We start from the raw sequence: 16,687 nt of genomic DNA, 5'->3' as shown, positions 1-16,687 counted from the left end.
CACGATGAGGAGAGGACTTCTGCATGCCCGCTGAGACACCGCGATATAAGTACTCGCTCCGGGGACAGGATGCGCTGGCTTGGCTCGCCGAACGGGACATGTGCGGCGAGGACGTCGGCGACTCCGAAATTCGACTGGTCGCCGACGAGATCGTCCTCCCCGACCTCCGAATGGCTCGCCTCTGGCACACTGCCGCCTCTTACAGCATCGCCCGGTCCTCTCCGTCGGCCCTGCTGCTGCTCCAGATCGAGGGGACGTGCACGATCGACTCGGACGAGTGGAACGAGCCGGCCGAGCTCGGGCCGGGAGACGCCGCCGTGCTCCCGGGCGGGACCCGCTTCCTCCTCTCCTCGGAGTCCACGACTGCCCGGTACGAGCTCGACTACGAACTCGACGTCCTCCCGCCCGCTGCTCGCGAGGAGCTCGCACGGGGGAAGATCCTCGTCGCCCCCGCGAGGGAGTACCGGGACGCGGTCGCTGCGACGTCGAACGCGGCGCTGAACTCGGGCATGAGCCTGCGCGATGCCGGGTTCTCGGACTTTGCGGCAGGGGTGCGGCACCTGACGACGGCGCTCCTGCTCCAGGCGCTTGAGACCTCGAGCCCCTGGCTGCTGACCTCTACCAGCGCCCTGCACCGCAGCGCGATGCGCGTCATCGCAGCACGCGCGGCCGACCCCGACTTCGACGTCGAATCGCTGGCAGCGGCCGTCAGGACCTCACCGCGCAACCTCCGTCATGTGTTCGCTCAGGCGGGGACGACGGCGAAGGTGGCGCTCACAGCGGAGCGCGTGCGGCTCGCGCGGCAGAACCTGGCGCGCCGGGCGGAGGGGCGCCCCCTCACTCGCACCGAGGTCGCCCGCCTCTCCGGGTTCAGAGACGTGCGTGCTCTGCGCCGGGCGGTCGCGAAGCAGCCGGATGAGGGGTCGGAGGAGGACCACGGCGTCCGCCGAGAGTCCGCGGCGCACTGACCGGGTCGCGGCGTCGGTCTACCGCAACGGCCTGCGCCGGCCGAGCCCGGCGCGCCGCTCGCCCCGCGGTTCAGACCCGCCTGACCTCGGTGACAGACGCGGTCAGGCGGCGACCCGCGCGTTCGACTGCGCGAGCAGCGCGACCGAGCGCAGCCGCGCCTCCGTCTGCAGCGACGCGTGGGCGACGATGACCTCGTCGGCCTCGGCGGAGCGGGCGAAGTCGGCGGCGTAGTCGGCCACCTGGTCGCCGGTGCCGACACCGGTATAGGTGGTCATGCTCGCGATGTGAGCGCCGATCGGGGCGCTGAGCAGGGCGTCGAGCTCGTCGTCCTCGAAGGTCTGGCCGAGCGGGAGCTGGCCGCTCTGGCGCAGCAGCATCATCAGGCGGGCGCGCTTCATCTGCGCGAACTGCTCCTGCGCGTCCTCCTCCGTGTCGGAGGCGATGGCGTTCATCCCGGCGATGACGTGGGGAGCGTCGAGCTGCTCGGAGGGGCGGAAGCCGCGGCGGTACTCGGCGACGGCCGGGTGCAGGGCGTCCGGAGCGAAGTGCGAGGCGAACGCGTAGGGCAGGCCGAGGGCGGCGGCGAGCTGGGCACCGAAGAGTGACGAGCCGAGGATGTAGAGCGGGACGCGGGTGCCGGCGCCGGGGGTCGCGCTCACGCCGGGGACGCGGGACTCGCCGGCGAGGAAGGCCTGCAGCTCCAGCACGTCCTGTGGGAAGCGCTCGGAGGAGTCCGGGTCGCGGCGCAGCGCGCGGAAGGTGGCCTGGTCGCTGCCGGGCGCGCGGCCGAGCCCCAAGTCGATCCGGCCCGGGTGCAGCGTTTCGAGAGTGCCGAACTGCTCGGCGATGGTGAGCGGGGAGTGGTTCGGGAGCATGACTCCGCCGGAGCCGAGGCGGATGGTCGACGTCTGCGAGGCGACGTGAGCGATCAGCACCGAGGTCGCGCTGGAGGCGATGCTCGCCATATTGTGGTGCTCGGCGTACCAGACGCGGCGGTAGCCGTTCCGCTCGGCCTCCTGGGCCAGGGCGACGGAGGCGGCGAAGCTGTCGCGAGCGGTCTCACCGGGGGCGATGGGGGCGAGGTCGAGGAGGGAGAGGGGAACGCTCATACGGAGGGGAACGCCCGCGACGGCTCCGGTGTTCCCGTCGCGGACGCCTTCCTCAGGCGTCAGGGATGTCGCGGCCGTACGCCTCCAGAGTCACGGCCTCGGGCTCCGGTCCGCCGCGCACTCCCGCCTCGAGGGCGTCGATGCGGGCGAGCTCCGAGCCGGAGAGCGCGAAGTCGAACACGTCGATGTTCTCAGCGATGCGCTCGGGCCGGGTGGACTTCGGGATGACCTGGCGGCCCTCCTGCAGGTGCCAGCGCAGCATGACCTGCGCCGCGGTCTTGCCGTACGTGGCGCCGAGCTGGAGGAGCACCGGGTCGTCGAAGCTGCGGCGCGGGGAGTCGCGGTAGGCGGTGATGCCGCCGATCGGCGACCAGGCCTGGGTGAGGATGTCGTTCTCGCAGCCGAAGCGCTCGACGCGCCGCTGCTGGAAGTACGGGTGCACCTCCAGCTGGTTCACCGCGGGCACGACGTCGGTCTCGGCGAGCAGGCGGGTGAGGTGCTCGACCATGAAGTTGCTCACGCCGATCGCCCGCACCCTCCCGTCGGCGAGCAGTGTCTCGAGCGCCCGGTACGCGTCGAGGGTGCGCTCGAAGGCCTCGGGCAGGGCCTGGTGCAGGATCAGCAGGTCGATCCGCTCGATGCCGAGCTTGGCCGCGCTCGTGTCGAAGGCGTGCAGGGTCTGGTCGTAGCCGTAGTCGCTGATCCACACCTTCGTCTCGACGAAGACGTCGTCGCGGCCGGCGATCGCCTCGCCCACCTCGCGCTCGTTGCCGTAAGCCGCCGCCGTGTCGATGTGCCGGTATCCCGCGTCGAGCGCGGCGGCGACGGCGGCGCGGGTCTCGTCGGGCGGAGTCTGGAAGACGCCGAGTCCAAGGGCGGGGATCTCGACACCGTTGTGGAGAGTGAACGTGTTCATGTGCCCACGCTACGTCCGCAGACGCCGAGTCGCCCGAGAAGCCGGGCGGTGCTCCTCGGGCGACTCGGATGGGGGGCTCAGCCGTCGGTCGGCAGCAGGCCGTCTCCTCCGTCGCGAGGACCTCCTCCACGGCCGGATCCTGGAACGCTCTGACGAGTTTCTTCACGTTCTCGTTGTCTCGGTCCGTCGAGCCGATGGTGAAAGGAGCACCACCACGACCCCTCTCGGAGTGCACGCCCGCGGCGCGACGCTGCTCGCCGACTCCCTCGAGACCACGCACGCGCTCGGCGGCCCCCACTTCACCGGCGCGCTCGGCACGTACAGCGCGCCCCTCTCGGCCACGGGTCGCGAACGTGGTGTCGGTGCTGACCGACCTCGCCGCGGAGGCGTCGGGCAAGGGCATGACCCTCGGCCTCGAGATCTGCAACCGCTACGAGACCAACGTCATCAACACCGCCGCGGACGCTCTGCGCCTCGCCGACGACAACGGTGCCGACAACGTCCTGATCCACCTGGATACTTACCACATGACCTTCGAGGAGGACGACTTCTTCCGCCCGGTGCTGCTCGTCGGGGATCGTCTCGGGTATGTCCACATCGGCGAGAACCACCGCGGCTACCTCGGCAGCGGCCACCTCGACGTCACGACCTTCTTCCCCGCCCTGGCCGCGATCGACTACCGCGGCCCGATCACCTTCGAGTCGTTCTCGTCGGCCGTCGTCTCGCCGACCCTCTCCACCGACCTCGCGGTGTGGCGGAACCTCTGGAATGACGGGCCGGCGCTCGCCCGCCACGCTCGCGGTTTCCTGGTGAACGCGCTGGAGAGCAGCCGTGGCGAGGCTTGAGGGGGAGGTCGCCGCGGAGGCGGAGCGGCCGGGCCTGGATGAGCTGGCCCGACGCGCCCTCGCCCTGACCGGGCCGGGTCGTCGCGCGGTCGTCGCGATCGCCGGAAGCCCCGGAGCAGGCAAGACCACCCTCGCCCGTGCCGTGGTCGCCCGCGCGAACGAGCTCGCGGGGGAGGGGACCGCCGCCTTCGTGCCGATGGACGGCTTCCACCTCGCCAATGCCACGCTCGACGGGCTCGGCCGCCGCGACCGCAAGGGTGCGCTCGACACGTTCGACGGCTGGGGCTTCCTCGCTCTGGTGCGGCGGCTGCGCGCCGAGACCGACCACGTGGTCTACGCGCCCACCTTCGAGCGCACCGTCGACGAGGGGGTGGCCGGTGCCCTGGCCGTGCACCCCTCCGCCGCGCTCGTGGTGCTGGAGGGCAACTACCTCCTCGTGGACGAGGGCCCGTGGGCGCTGCTGCGCACCGAGTTCGACGAGGCCTGGTTCTGCGCGACCCCCGAGACCGAGCGCTTCGAGCGCCTGGTCGACCGGCACGTCTCGTTCGGCCGGGCCCCTGAGGCGGCGTCCGCCTGGGCATCCGAGGTCGACGGTGCGAATGCGCTGCTGATCGAGGCGACCCGTGGCCGGGCCGACCTGATCGTGTCGGGGACGGCGGCGGGGGTCGTGCGACACAACGTCAGCTGAGAGGCGGTCTCATCCACGATGGTGGATGACGAGGCATCTCAGCTGACGTTGTGCTGCGTCCCGCGGGGCGACGGTCAGGGGAGGCGCTGCGCAGAGGCGCCGGCGTTCCCGCCGAAGCGGTCTTACGTCCAGGTCGCGCTTGAGACGCCCGTGGCGATGACCGTGTTCCCGTGGTAGACGGTGCCGTCCTTTGCGAGGTAGGTGGAGTCGCCGATCGATGTCGATCCTGAGGGGACGGTGGCGTGGGTGCTCTCGTTCCCGTCGCCGTCCCTCCGACGCGCGACTCCGTCCTTGACGTAGGTCGTGATGTCCGGAGAGACCGTCGAACTGCTCGACTGGTTGAAGTAGTGGATCGCCGCATCTGTCGCCGAGATGATGACCGTTCCGCCCTTGTAGACGTCGCCGTCCGGGGCGCGGTACGTCCTGTCTCTGATCGCGACGGACGACCATCGTCTGTCGCCGATCGCGGCGGATCGCGACGAGATCGCCGACCTCGCGGGCTTCCCGTTGGCTCAGGCGATGTCGAAGGCGGGAATTGCGAGTTCCGCCGAAACACCGTCAGCGAGGGCGTTCTCGCTTCTTTCCAGCGGCCGACTGGCGCGTTGCGATCCTTTCATTGGCGCAGTAGACACCCGGTGTATTCACCGCGCGTAGTGTTCCCGTCCATGGACACCACCCTCACGATGCTCGGCCTGCTCGGCTCCGGCCCGAGCCACGGCTACGACCTCAAGAGCAGTTACGACAAGCTGTTCGCCGCCGCTCGGCCGATCGCGTTCGGGCAGGTCTACTCCGCGCTCTCCCGCCTTGCCCGCGACGAGTATGTCGTCCTGGCAGGCGAGGAGGCGGGCCAGGGGCCGGACCGCAAGCGCTACGAGATCACCCCGCTGGGACGTGACCGCCTCCGTACCTGGCTTTTCACGCCGGATGCCCCCGCACCCGGTCTGCAGAGCAATCTCTACGCCAAGGCCGTGATCGGACTGGTCCTTGGCGACGACGCCGAGCGTCTGCTCGACCTCCAGAAGATCGAGCATCTCGACCGCATGCGGGAGATCACCCGGAGGAAGCGCGACGCAGACCTGATCACTGTGCTGCTCTGTGACCACGCTCTTCTCCACATCGACGCAGATCTCCGCTTCATCGATCTGACCGTCGCGCGGCTCAGCGAGCTCCGCCGGGAGGTCCTCGCGTGAGCGAGCCGATGGTCGTCCTCGGCTCCCATCGATCCCCGGTGCTCGCCGCCAGCGGACTCCGGCTCTCGTTCGGCCTCTCCAAGGCGGTCCGCGGCATCGACGTTGAGATCGAGCGTGGCGAGTGCGTCGCCGTCATGGGCCCGTCGGGTTCCGGGAAATCGACTCTTCTCCATTTGCTTGCCGGCGTGCTCGTTCCGGACGAGGGCGAGGTTCGCTTCGGTGACCTCGTCGTCTCCGACCTCTCCGAGGCCGATCGGGCGCGGCTGCGGCTGCGCGAGTTCGGTTTCGTCTTCCAGTTCGGTCAGCTCATCCCCGAGCTCTCCGCACTGGACAACGTCAGCATCCCCCTTCTCCTCAGCGGTATGCCTCGTCGACGGGCGATGATACAGGCGCGAGCTCAGCTCGACCAGCTGCGCGTGGCCGACCACGCACACAAGCTGCCCACCGAGCTCTCCGGTGGGCAGGCTCAGTGCGTCGCCATCGCTAGGGCTCTGGTGACGGCACCCACCGTCCTGTTCGCGGATGAGCCGACGGGCGCCCTCGATTCGCTTGTCGCCGAGTCGGTGATGGAGACGCTCACAGACGTCGCCCGCGTCAACCGGACGACGCTCGTGATCATCACGCACGATGCCCGCACCGCCTCCTATACCGACCGCGAGATATTCGTGCGCAACGGCCGGGTCACGACCGTCGACGCCCGACGACAGGACCGATGATGACGAACGACTTCGAGCTTCTGCGTACTCTTTCAGCCGGTGATCGTGCTGATCGCCGACGCCTCGTCGCAGTTGTGGCCTGCGCAGCCCTCGGCCTCGTCCTGGTGATGCTGCTGTGGAGCGCGGCCGACGCTCTGCATGAGCGGACGACCCGCAGCGCATGGCTCGATGTCGGCAACGACGCCGAAGTCGTTTCGGGACTGCAAGTGCCGCTGAGAGACGGGGCTCACGTAGCGGACTCCGTCTCCGCGATCTCGAGCATCGATTACGTGCGTGGCCTGCCTATCCTCGAGCTCGACGTCGCGGTGACCGGCTCTCCTGCTCTCCGCCTACCGGGCGGACTTCCCCTGCCCGAGCCTGGCGAGTACGTCGCGTCGCCCGCGCTCCAGCGGCTTATTGCTGCCCTGCCAGCGAATGAGCTCGGTGATCGCTACGGCACTCCCGTCGGCGTTCTGCCGACCGGTGTGCTCGAGGGCGATGAGACCCTGGCGATCGTCCGAGGAAAGACCAATGCCGCCGTGCAGGCCGCTGGTGGGTACTCCGTGGCGGGGTGGTCCTCGGACTCGTTCGCGTCGGCCGCTTATGACGGGATCGCTGTGGCTGGATCATTCGCCCTGCTGCTGCCGGTGCTGATGCTCCTCGCCTCGATCACTGATCTGGGCGGGGCGCAGCGCGCCGAACGTCTGGCGACCCTCCGTCTTCTCGGAGCGACTCCCTGGCGGGTCGCCCGTTTGGCTGCGCTCGAGGTCGCACTCCTCGCTCTCGTCGGAGGCATGGCGGGGGCTGCTGCCTTCAGCGTGCTCTCGTCGGTCCTGCGCCTGTCTATGCCCGCCGACCGTGTCGTCGTTGCGGGCCTGGTACCGGGCTTCGATGTCCGCGCACTGCTGGTGGTGGGGGCTGTCGTCATCGGGTCCGCGCTCGTTGCCGGCGCCCGAGCTCTGGCCGGGAGGATAGGCCCCCTCGGTCAGCAACGCCCTCTGATCGAGCGGCGCCCGTCGCTCCTGCGTCTCGTGCCCCTCGCCGTCGGCTTATTCGGCCTGATCCTGATCGTCCTCCGCCACCCCGCCGTCACCGACGCCTCCGCGGACACCCGCTCGCAGGAGACGGCGGCACTCGCGATCTGCGTGCTGCTTGTCGCCTCAGGGCTCCTCTCGGCCGGTCCGATTTTGCTGCACGCCGGCGCACGGATCGCAGTCCCGGTCGCCCGCGGCGCAGCTGCCACGCTCGCGCTGAATCGGCTGGTGCGCAACCCGCGGAAGGCGTTCCGCGGGGTCGGCGGCGTGGCGGCAGCGGTGTTCGTCTCCGCCCTCGTCTCGGGCGGGATGAGCGTCGCGGTCGATCCGCCGACGAGCAGCACGACGACCACGATGGTCTCTGCATTCCTGGACGCGGATGACTCCTCAAACGGGGCTCTCGACACGGACAAGGTGGACCGCTGGCGCAGCATCCCGGGACTGACGGGGGTAGCGCTGGGAGTGAGGAGCGACGAGGACAGCCTCCGATTCGTCGTGCGAGGTGAGGACGCAGCCGCTCTGGGTCTGGTGCCGGCTGAAGGCTCGCTCTCGGTCGATCTCGGCGGTCTGTACGGCCAGTCCTTCGCAGCGACTCCCGTTCCGGACATTGTGCGCGGCCGTCCTGGCGTTGTCGTCATCGGGACGGACGGTTCGGCAGAGGCGACCGACCGGGCTCGCACCCTCCTGCTCTCCTCCGGCCTGCCCGTCCGTCTCGTCCTCCACACGCCCGCTGAACGGGCGAACCAGCCCTCCCTGCTCCAGGACCAGCGATTCAAGGACTTGGCGGTCCCGGCGCTCCTCTTCCTCTCCGTTACATCAGGCCTGACGCTCGCGACGAACACCGTCGCGCAGCTGCTCGATCGCCGCCGTCTCCTCGCGTTGCTGCGGCTGACGGGAATGCCGCTCAGTGCTCTGCGGCGGGTGCTTGCGCTTGAGACCGCCCTGCCTTTCGTCCTCGCCGTCACCACAGCCGCGATCGCGGGTGCCGCGTGCGCGGAGGTCGTCGTGCAGGCCGTCAGTGCAGGAAGGCACATCGACGGTCCAGGCGTGGCCCTGGTCGCCGTGATTGTCGCCGTCGCGGCGCTCCTGCTGCTCTCGCTCGCCGTCACCTTCCGCGCCGCCCGTACCGCGACGCTGCCGAGCTCCATCCGCTTCGAGTAGCGCACAAGCGCTCTCTCTGATCTGCCGACGGACTCGTCGGTGCCTCCAACGCGCCTCGATGCTGGCGCAACAACGATCGATAGATAAGGAACAATCATGACCTCCTCGCCTTTCACCCTCTCCGGCCGCGTGGCCTCGCTCCTGGGGAGCGTGCTGATCGCCACGACCCTGCTTACCGGCTGCAGCTCATCGGGGCAGCAGCTGGAGTCCTCATCCGATTCGACTGGCAGATCGTCCTCGACAATGACCAAGGAGCGTGCCCTGTCGCTCCGAGGTGATTCCGAGCGGAAGGACGCCGAGTGGAGTGAGAAGTTCACCGCCTGCCTGGCACGAAACGGCGTCGCGGACACCGGGCCGGCGAAGAACAGCGATCCTCGTGCCGCCACAGTGTCGAAGGATTGCCAAAGCGAAGTGGGAGACCCCGAGCCCCTCACTCCGGAGGAGCAGGCGGCCGTCCGCATGCTCACCCAGCTCACGTTCGAATGCCTCCGCAAGAACGGCGCGAACATTCCGGATCTGACCCCCTCCGGCGACTGGAACGATTTCCCCGTCGACTTCGACTGGGACCAGTTCGAGGTCTGCGCCGACGGCGGCGACCAGTGACCGCCTCACGGAGACGAGTCGCGGTCATCGCCGCCGCTCTCATGCTGACAGCAGCCGGTTCACTCGCCGTGTGGACCGTTACGAGCAGCGCTCGTCCTGACGCCGCTCCCGCTCCTGTGCCGCCTGCCTATGTCGCGCAGGTCAGGTCGACCACCCTCGCGACGACTCAGCGTCTGACCGGAGACCTCCGACATCCCGCCCTTGCGACTCTGACGGCGCGTTCGGCGGGAACGCTGACTGCGGTGCCCGCTGCTACGTCCGAGCCCGCGCCGGGGGACGTGCTCTTCCGCGTCGATACGAGCCCGGTGGTTCTGCTCGGGGGATCGTTCCCCGTTTGGCGCGATCTCTCGCAGGGAGCGAAGGGGGAGGACGTGCTCCAGCTCGAGCGCAATCTCGCTGATCTCGGCTACTTCTCCCGTGTCCCGGATGAGGAGTTCCTCGAGCCCACGACGGAGGCCGTGAAGAAGTGGCAGAAGGCGATTGGCGTCTCCGAGACCGGCGTCGTGTCTCAGTCCTCGATCGTGTTCGTTCCGGAGCCGGCGCGCGTCGGGTCGACGTCGACCGCTCTGGGTGCCGTCGTCGACGCCAGCACGGTAGTCGCCGCCCTCACCACTCGGATGCCCTCCGTCGCAGTGAAGGTGCCGCTCGCGAAGCAGGCGCTCGCGACCGTCGGTTCTTCGGTCACCGTGACCCTCACGGACGGTAGGACGACCTCGGGTTCTATCAGCTCCGTCGGACAGCCGGTGGCCGAGGCAGGCAAGCAGTCCGACTCCGGTGGCCAGAGCGTCTCTGACCGCTTCGTACCCATCGAGATCGCCCTGACCGATCTCGCACAGCTCGGTGCCGTCCAGGAGGGGCCGGTCGCCGTGGATCTCGTCGGCGAGCGGCACGAGAACGTTCTCGCGGTTCCCGTGGATGCGCTGTTGGCTCAACCGGGCGGCGGTTTCGCCGTCGAGGTCGTGACCGACGGGGCGACACGCAGCACTGTGCCCGTCACGACAGGACTGTACGAGGACGCTCTCGTCGAGGTTTCAGGTGAAGGCCTGGCCGAGGGTACGACGGTGGTGTCGGCGCAGCCATGAGCAGCACACTGATCGAACTCGATGACATCGTCCGTGATCACGGCGCACCGCCGGTACGCGCGGTCGACCACATTTCACTCCGGATCGATCGAGGCGAGCTGATGGCGATCGTCGGCCCTAGCGGGTCGGGGAAGTCGAGCCTGCTCAACATCATGGGCCTGCTCGACCGGCCGACCTCTGGCAGCGTCCGTATCGAGGGAGTCGACATCGCCACACTGTCCGATCGGCAGCTTTCCGGGCTCCGGGCCTCGACACTCGGCTTCGTCTTCCAGCAGTTCCACCTCGATGAGACCCTGACCGCGCTGGACAACGTCGCGAACGGAGCTCTCTACTCCGGTGTTCCGCGGCGCATCAGGAGGAGAGACGCAGACGCTGCGCTCGGACGTGTCGGGCTCGGGCATCGGCTCGATCATCGACCGCACCAGCTCTCCGGAGGGGAGAAGCAGCGCGTAGCCATCGCGCGTGCACTCGTCTCGCAGGCGCCGCTTCTTCTTGCCGATGAGCCGACGGGGGCCTTGGACTCCGTCTCCGGAGCCGGAGTCGTCGCTCTGCTCCGCGAGGTCAACGAGCGGGGTACGAGCGTCGTCGTGATCACCCACGATCATACGCTCGCCGACAGTCTGCCGCGGGTCGTCGCCCTCCGAGACGGGCGGATTGACACCTGTGCAGCGACACCTGCCGAGGAGGTTCTGCCGTGAACCGCTCCCGACTCCTTCCTGTCGACCTTTTGCGCGCGGGCGCTTCTGGTCTGCGCTTCCGCCCCCTCCGAGCAGCTCTCTCCGCGCTCGGCATAGCGGTGGGAATCGCCGCGATGGTCGCCGTCGTCGGCATCTCCTCGACCAGCCAGGCCAAGCTCGGTCAGCAGCTCGATCTCCTCGGCACGAACCTCCTCACCGCGGGGGCTGCGGCGACCCCGGGAGCAGAGGTGGCACCTCTTGCTCCTAATGCCGTCGAACGAGTCCTGAGGATCGAGGGAACGGAGGCAGCCTCGGCGACGTCATACCTCTCCACGACGAACGTCTACCGCAACTCCTTCGTCGATCCGGGACGCACTCGTGGCCTGATGGTGAGTGTCGCCGATCACCGGCTGCTCGAGGTGACGAAGAGCCGCCTCGCCGTCGGCCGATGGTTCGATACAGCCACCGAGGCCGTCCCCAGCGTGGTGCTGGGGTCGCAGGCCGCCCGGGTCCTCGGGATCGAGAAGGTCGGAACGGTTGTGTGGCTCGGGGGGCACGACTTCACTGTGATCGGCCTCCTCGCTCCATCGCCGCTCGCCCCGGAACTCGATCTGAACGCCCTGGTACCGTCCTCGGTCGCGACCTCCGATCTGCACTGGGACGGCCGTCCGACGACGGTCTACGAACGCTCGGCCGACTCCGCCGTCGAGAGGATTCAGACGCTGATCGCTGCCAGCATCGATCCGCAGCATCCCCGCCACGTCGGCGTCACGCGTCCGTCGGATGCGTTGCACGCTCGCGCCGCGGTTGACGCTTCTTTCACCGGGCTGCTCCTCGGCGTCGGCTCAGTGGCACTGCTCGTCGGCGGGATCGGCGTCGCCAACACCATGGTGATCTCGGTTCTCGAGCGTCGGCGCGAAATCGGCCTGCGTCGGGCCCTGGGCGCCACCCGCGGTCACATCCGCGTGCAGTTCCTGATGGAGGCCTTCCTTCTCTCGCTCCTCGGCGGAGTCGGTGGTGTCGGGATCGGCGCGGGTGCCGTCGCCGTCTTCGCGACAACGAACGCGGCGCCTTTCACGGTCCCGATGGGGATCGTGCTCGCGGGCGTCGGATCGACTCTTGCGATCGGACTGCTGGCCGGGCTGTATCCGGCGGTGTCCGCGGCCCGCACACCGCCGGCGGTCGCGCTGACGACGTAACGGAGGTGCCCTGCGAAGAGGCGGCCGGACGACGCGCTTCGTCGCCGAGAGCTGTCGAGGAATGCCGTGGAGGTGGTTCCAGAAAGGCCTCGGTCGCCTTTCCAAAGCCACCTCCCTCCCGGACATCTCAGCAGAGGCGCGGAGCAACGGTCACGTGCAGACCGCCTTGTGCGCGTCGGTGGTGACGCTCAGAGAGCCGTCGACTATCCGCTGTGGTGGACGCAGTTCGCCGCGGCGTCTGCGCGGGAGGCGCCCGCGGTGTCCACCCGGCAGACCTCCGCCGGTCCTCGCCGGCGACCGCGGCCGCTCGCGGGCAGGCACACCCACCGCTCTCCCCCTAGCAGAGTCGGAGCCGACCACGGTGGCGTGTTCTTTCGAGCCGACACGTTCCCGGGATCCTGCTCGCGAGGTCGGCTCCGTCCATTCACCCTTCGAATCAGGAGCAGGTCGGCTCGTTCGTGTAGGTAAAGACGTTCTGGTTCGCGGTGCTGCTATTCGCTTGGTTGAAGTACCAGTGGATGGAGGTGGTCTTCTCGAGTAGCTTGGTGCTTCCGTTATAGACGTCTCCGTTGGGGGCGAGGTAGACGGCGTCGCCGATGGCCGTCGAGTTGTCGGGGACTGTGTGCTTCGAGAGGTTCCCGTTGGCGTCCTGGCGGTTTCCGGTTGTTCCGCTGACCCAGGAGAAGATGTCGTAGCCGGCGGCGTCGCCGAAGCGGTTGTAGGTCCAGTGCACCTTGTCGACGTCTTTGGCCACGATGTCGTTGCCCTGGTAGACGTTTCCATCGGAGGAGAGGAAGGCCCCGTCTCCGACGGCTTTCGCATCCGAGGGGACCTTGTCGTATGTCGTCACGTTGCCGTCGCCATCCCGTCGGTAGGCGACTCCGCCCTTCACGTAGGTAAAGATATTCTGGTTCGCGGTGCTGCTATTCGCTTGGTTGAAGTACCAGTGGATGGAGGTGGTCTTCTCGAGTACCTTGGTGCTTCCGTTATAGACGTCTCCGTTGGGGGCGAGGTAGACGGCGTCGCCGATGGCCGTCGAGTTGTCGGGGACTGTGTGCTTCGAGAGGTTCCCGTTGGCGTCCTGGCGGTATCCGGTTGTTCCGCTGACCCAGGAGAAGATGTCGTAGCCGGCGGCCTCGCCGAAGCGGTTGTAGGTCCAGTGCACCTTGTCGACGTCTTTGGCCACGATGTCGTTACCCTGGTAGACGTTTCCATCGGAGGAGAGGAAGGCCCCGTCTCCGACGGCTTTCGCCCCGTAGGGAACCTTCTCGTACGTGGTCAGGTTCCCGTCTCCGTCTCGCCGGAACGCGGAGGGTCGGCTGGTTCCGCTCACGGGAGCCGCGGCCGAGAGGCCCTCCGACGAGCTCGCGGCGAAGGCGCTCTTTCCGCCCTTCGCCGGAACGGTGATGTCGGGCAGCGAGAGCAGACCGTCGGAGCCCGTCGCGCCCGAGTAGGTCGTGGTTCCGTCCTTGAAGGTGTAACCGTCTGTGAGGGTGACGGTGATGGTCTTTCCGGGGTCGGCGGTGGTGCCGTCGGTGGTGCATTCGACCCGGACGCCGGTGATGGTTTCGCAGGCCTTGCCGGAGTAGGACGACTGGGTGAACTTCAGCGTGGGTGTTCCGGACGCGGCGGCGGCGGGAGTGGCGAGGGAGATGGCGACGACCGGGACGGTCCAGGCGGTGCCCTTGACGAGGGTTCTGCGGTGGACGCCGTCGGTGGCGGGGATGCTCCAGCCGTCGTCGATGCGGATGGTGCGGGGTGCGGGGTTGTTCACGGTGCCTCCAGGGGCTGATCGGGATGTGGGACGGCCCTTATGGTTCTGGCCCGCCCCACCCGGCGAGAAGCGCGAACGGCCCGGTCTGGAAGTTCCGTCGGGCAAGTCTGGAAGTCGGCGCCGCTGAGCGGGTCCGTTCTCGACACTGATGGCTTGACCTCTCTCAGTGCCCTGCCCTCGTCCCTCCACTCGGATGTCCCTGTCCCGGAGACCGTCTCGGCGGCCCGCCGGAGCGATTCCTCGGAGAGGGGTGTGGTCGCGGAGGGGGCGGTGGCGCGACTGGTTGGCGCGGCACGGCGTCGTCGTCACGGCCGGCGGGAGCCGTCTCCGACTGTTCGCCGATGCGGTCGGGGCGGAGGAGTTGGTGCTGAGGCGGATGTGGCACACGGCTCGCGAGGTGCATCGCCGGGGACGTCCGGGCGGTGCTGTCGTGAGTCTGCTGGTGGAGGGGATGCTGACCCTGCGCGACGCCGAGGGAGTGGAACGGCCGGTGGAGACCGGCGGTGGCCTCGTGCTCTGGTCCGACTCCGCGGTGACCGCGACCAGCGAGGGACGCTGCGGGACGATCGAGGTCGCGGTGGGCAGGCGGATCCTGGAGCGGTACTTCGCCTGGACCGATGTCGGTGTCACGCTGATCCCCGCTGGGGCGGTTGCGGCGCGCATCCTCCTCGCGGCGGTCAGTACCGCGTTGACCGGACCCGTCCGGCCGGAGGATCCGGCGTGGCCTCTGGTGGGCGGCATGATGGGCAGCGGAGTGGGTGCGCTCCTGGCCGAGATCGGCCCGGCGGTCAGCCCGTCCGCGCCGGCGACGGCCGTGCGACTCCTGCGGCGTGCGCACACGGTTATCGAGCGCTGCTGCGGCGACGCCTCCTTCGACGTCCGCACTCTGGCGTCCGCGCTCTCGGTCTCGATGGCGTCGCTCTACTCCGCCTTTGCGCACTCGCCGCGGACACCGGCCCAGACCATCCGTGCTACGCGGGTCCGTCTCGCCCAGAGGATGCTGGATCTACGTCTCGCCCCGACCGCTTCGGACCAGGACGCCGTGGCCGAGCTGGCGGGCTTCGCCTCGGCGGAGGCGATGTCGAGGGCGTTGCGCACGGAGGCGCGGAAACGGCCGCGGTGACCGCGAGCGGCGCGGTGCTGCGTCTTGCCACTCCGCGCCCGCTTCCTCAACCCCTCCGTGCTCCGGGCCGCTGGCCGGCACTCGTCGCGTACCGTGATTGCCGACTCATGACGGCGACGAGGGAGACACCATGACGGAGCAGATCGGCATCCCCGAGGCCACGGCGCTCGGGAGCGAGCAGCGGAGCATCGCTATCCTCGGCGCGGGCGGCGACCTCACCGAGCGGCTGCTCCTGCCGGGCCTGGGCCGGGTGGCCGAACTCGCGCGCGATCTGGAGCTGACGCTGATCGGGGCGGCGCGCACGCCGCAGAGCGACGAGGAGTGGCAGGGGCTCGTCCGTCGGAGCCTCGAGGCGGCCGGAGTCGCCGCGCGCACGGTCGACGCCCTCGCCTCGCGCGCGCGCTTCGTCGCCACCGACGCCTCCGACCCGGAGCAGCTGAAGGCCCTCCTCGACGCCTGCCCGTCCACTCCGGTGCTCTACGTCGCGCTGCCGCCGGCGATGGGCCACGCGGTCGCCTCCTCGCTCGCCGAGCTCGACCTGCCCGAGGAGCTGGTCGTCGCGATCGAGAAGCCGTTCGGTGAGGACCTGGAGGACGCCATCGCCCTCAACGCCGCGTTCGCGAAGGTCCTTCCCGAGAGCCGGTTCTGGCGCATCGACCACTTCCTCGGCAACGCGACCGTGCTGGGGATGCTCGGCCTTCGGTTCGGCAACCGGCTGCTCGAGGCGAGCTGGAGCGCCGAGCAGATCGAGAAGGTCGAGATCGTTTACGACGAGACGCTCGGTATCGAGGGGCGTGCGGCCTTCTACGAGAGGACCGGCGCGCTGCGCGACATGCTGCAGAGCCACCTCCTGATGGTGCTCGCGCTGACCGCGATGGAGCGCCCCGACGAGATCGCGCCGGATGACGTGCACGCGCGGATGGCCGAGGTGCTCGGTGCGGTGCGGCTCTGGCGCGACGATCCCTCCTCTGCCCGCCGCGCCCGCTACACCGAGGGGCGGATCGACGGGCGCTTCTTCCCCTCGTATGTCGACGAGCCCGACGTCGACCCCGAGACCGGTACCGAGACCCTCGCGCAGCTGCTGCTCCAGGTCGACACACCGCGCTGGGCGGGCGTCCCCTTCGTCCTGCGCTCCGGCAAGGCGATCGGCGACCCGCGCCACGAGGTGGCGATCCATTTCCGCGCGGCCACTCCGCCGCGGGGGCTGCGCGGGGCCGAGGCGGGCACGGTCCTTCGGATTGGCCTGAAGGGCGGGGACGTGCGGCTGGATTTCGTCGTGAATAGCGCCGATGAGCTGACCGACCTTGAGCGCACCACGCTGGAAGCGCGGCCCGGTGCGGCGACGTTGGATCCGTACGCGCAGGTGCTCGCGGGCGTTCTGCAAGGGGACACCCTTTTGGCCGTGCCCGGCGATGTGGCTGAGCAGTGCTGGCGCATTGTGACGCCGGTGCTTTCGCACTGGGCTGAGGGGGGTGCTGCGCTGGAGGAGTACGAGGCGGGGAGTGGGGGGCCGGAGGGGTGGTGAAGGCAGCGCACTCAGTGGAGGGACCCAACGAGTTCGGGCACCCGGTCACAAGAGGCGCATCCTAGCCGGCTCGTAACAGGCCCTCCCACTTCATGGC

At 69.1% G+C, this 16,687-nt stretch carries 15 protein-coding genes; 12 read left to right on the top strand and 3 right to left on the bottom strand.

The window, feature by feature from the left end; all coding sequences use genetic code 11:
* Positions 1 to 23: 23 nt before the first annotated feature.
* Entirely contained in the window at positions 24 to 968 is a 945-nt protein-coding gene (locus A6122_RS15180; protein ID WP_084416120.1) for a cupin domain-containing protein, read from the top strand.
* Positions 969 to 1,070: 102 nt separating this feature from the next.
* On the opposite strand, the gene A6122_RS15175 is transcribed toward A6122_RS15180, so the two are convergent.
* Together A6122_RS15175 and A6122_RS15170 are read right to left on the bottom strand one after the other, a co-directional pair.
* Positions 1,071 to 2,078, bottom strand: a complete 1,008-nt coding sequence (locus A6122_RS15175) for an LLM class flavin-dependent oxidoreductase (RefSeq protein ID WP_068256685.1) — start codon at positions 2,076 to 2,078, stop codon at positions 1,071 to 1,073.
* A gap of 52 nt (positions 2,079 to 2,130) precedes the next feature.
* Complete coding sequence (locus A6122_RS15170) at positions 2,131 to 2,994, bottom strand: aldo/keto reductase (RefSeq protein ID WP_068256682.1); 864 nt, start codon at positions 2,992 to 2,994, stop codon at positions 2,131 to 2,133.
* A 68-nt stretch (positions 2,995 to 3,062) separates the two neighbouring features.
* Between A6122_RS15170 and A6122_RS17165 the strand changes: the two genes are divergently transcribed.
* From A6122_RS17165 to A6122_RS15125, 9 genes are all read left to right on the top strand, one after another.
* Positions 3,063 to 3,839 carry a sugar phosphate isomerase/epimerase family protein gene (locus A6122_RS17165; RefSeq protein WP_335720332.1) on the top strand — a complete coding sequence of 259 codons (777 nt, stop codon included), beginning with the start codon at positions 3,063 to 3,065 and terminating at the stop codon, positions 3,837 to 3,839.
* Entirely contained in the window at positions 3,826 to 4,527 is a 702-nt protein-coding gene (locus A6122_RS15160) for a nucleoside/nucleotide kinase family protein (protein WP_181137164.1), read from the top strand. Before A6122_RS17165 ends, A6122_RS15160 begins: the two co-directional genes overlap by 14 nt.
* Positions 4,528 to 5,192: 665 nt before the next feature.
* Positions 5,193 to 5,717 carry a PadR family transcriptional regulator gene (locus tag A6122_RS15155; RefSeq protein ID WP_068256676.1) on the top strand — a complete coding sequence of 175 codons (525 nt, stop codon included), beginning with the start codon at positions 5,193 to 5,195 and terminating at the stop codon, positions 5,715 to 5,717.
* Entirely contained in the window at positions 5,714 to 6,433 is a 720-nt protein-coding gene (locus A6122_RS15150; protein ID WP_237358210.1) for an ABC transporter ATP-binding protein, read from the top strand. The genes A6122_RS15155 and A6122_RS15150 overlap by 4 nt, the downstream gene beginning before the upstream one ends.
* Positions 6,433 to 8,607 (top strand): FtsX-like permease family protein, encoded by a 2,175-nt coding sequence (locus A6122_RS15145; RefSeq protein ID WP_068256673.1) that lies wholly within the window; start codon positions 6,433 to 6,435, stop codon positions 8,605 to 8,607. The genes A6122_RS15150 and A6122_RS15145 overlap by 1 nt, the downstream gene beginning before the upstream one ends.
* A gap of 150 nt (positions 8,608 to 8,757) precedes the next feature.
* Positions 8,758 to 9,210 (top strand): hypothetical protein, encoded by a 453-nt coding sequence (locus tag A6122_RS17055; RefSeq protein WP_167542402.1) that lies wholly within the window; start codon positions 8,758 to 8,760, stop codon positions 9,208 to 9,210.
* Between the two features lie 242 nt (positions 9,211 to 9,452).
* Entirely contained in the window at positions 9,453 to 10,292 is an 840-nt protein-coding gene (locus A6122_RS15135; protein WP_167542401.1) for a peptidoglycan-binding protein, read from the top strand.
* Positions 10,289 to 10,990 carry an ABC transporter ATP-binding protein gene (locus A6122_RS15130; RefSeq protein ID WP_068256667.1) on the top strand — a complete coding sequence of 234 codons (702 nt, stop codon included), beginning with the start codon at positions 10,289 to 10,291 and terminating at the stop codon, positions 10,988 to 10,990. The genes A6122_RS15135 and A6122_RS15130 overlap by 4 nt, the downstream gene beginning before the upstream one ends.
* Positions 10,987 to 12,168 (top strand): ABC transporter permease, encoded by a 1,182-nt coding sequence (locus A6122_RS15125; protein WP_068256664.1) that lies wholly within the window; start codon positions 10,987 to 10,989, stop codon positions 12,166 to 12,168. The genes A6122_RS15130 and A6122_RS15125 overlap by 4 nt, the downstream gene beginning before the upstream one ends.
* A 436-nt stretch (positions 12,169 to 12,604) precedes the next feature.
* Here the strand turns inward: A6122_RS15125 and A6122_RS16855 are convergent, their stop codons facing one another.
* The gene (locus A6122_RS16855) at positions 12,605 to 13,942 is read right to left on the bottom strand and encodes an MORN repeat-containing protein (protein ID WP_068256662.1); all 1,338 of its coding nucleotides are present in this window, start codon (positions 13,940 to 13,942) and stop codon (positions 12,605 to 12,607) included.
* 430 nt (positions 13,943 to 14,372) lie between these two features.
* Here A6122_RS16855 and A6122_RS15115 point away from each other — a divergent pair, with 430 nt between their 5' ends.
* Together A6122_RS15115 and A6122_RS15110 are read left to right on the top strand one after the other, a co-directional pair.
* Entirely contained in the window at positions 14,373 to 15,065 is a 693-nt protein-coding gene (locus A6122_RS15115) for an AraC family transcriptional regulator (protein WP_146077221.1), read from the top strand.
* Positions 15,066 to 15,195: 130 nt separating this feature from the next.
* The gene (locus A6122_RS15110) at positions 15,196 to 16,590 is read left to right on the top strand and encodes a glucose-6-phosphate dehydrogenase (RefSeq protein ID WP_068256657.1); all 1,395 of its coding nucleotides are present in this window, start codon (positions 15,196 to 15,198) and stop codon (positions 16,588 to 16,590) included.
* Positions 16,591 to 16,687: the final 97 nt, after the last annotated feature.

This window comes from Rathayibacter tritici, assembly GCF_001641005.1.
GTDB classification, from domain to species: domain Bacteria; phylum Actinomycetota; class Actinomycetes; order Actinomycetales; family Microbacteriaceae; genus Rathayibacter; species Rathayibacter tritici.
The sequence above is the reverse complement of the archived record's forward strand: the minus strand, read 5'-3'. Positions and strand labels throughout refer to the sequence as shown.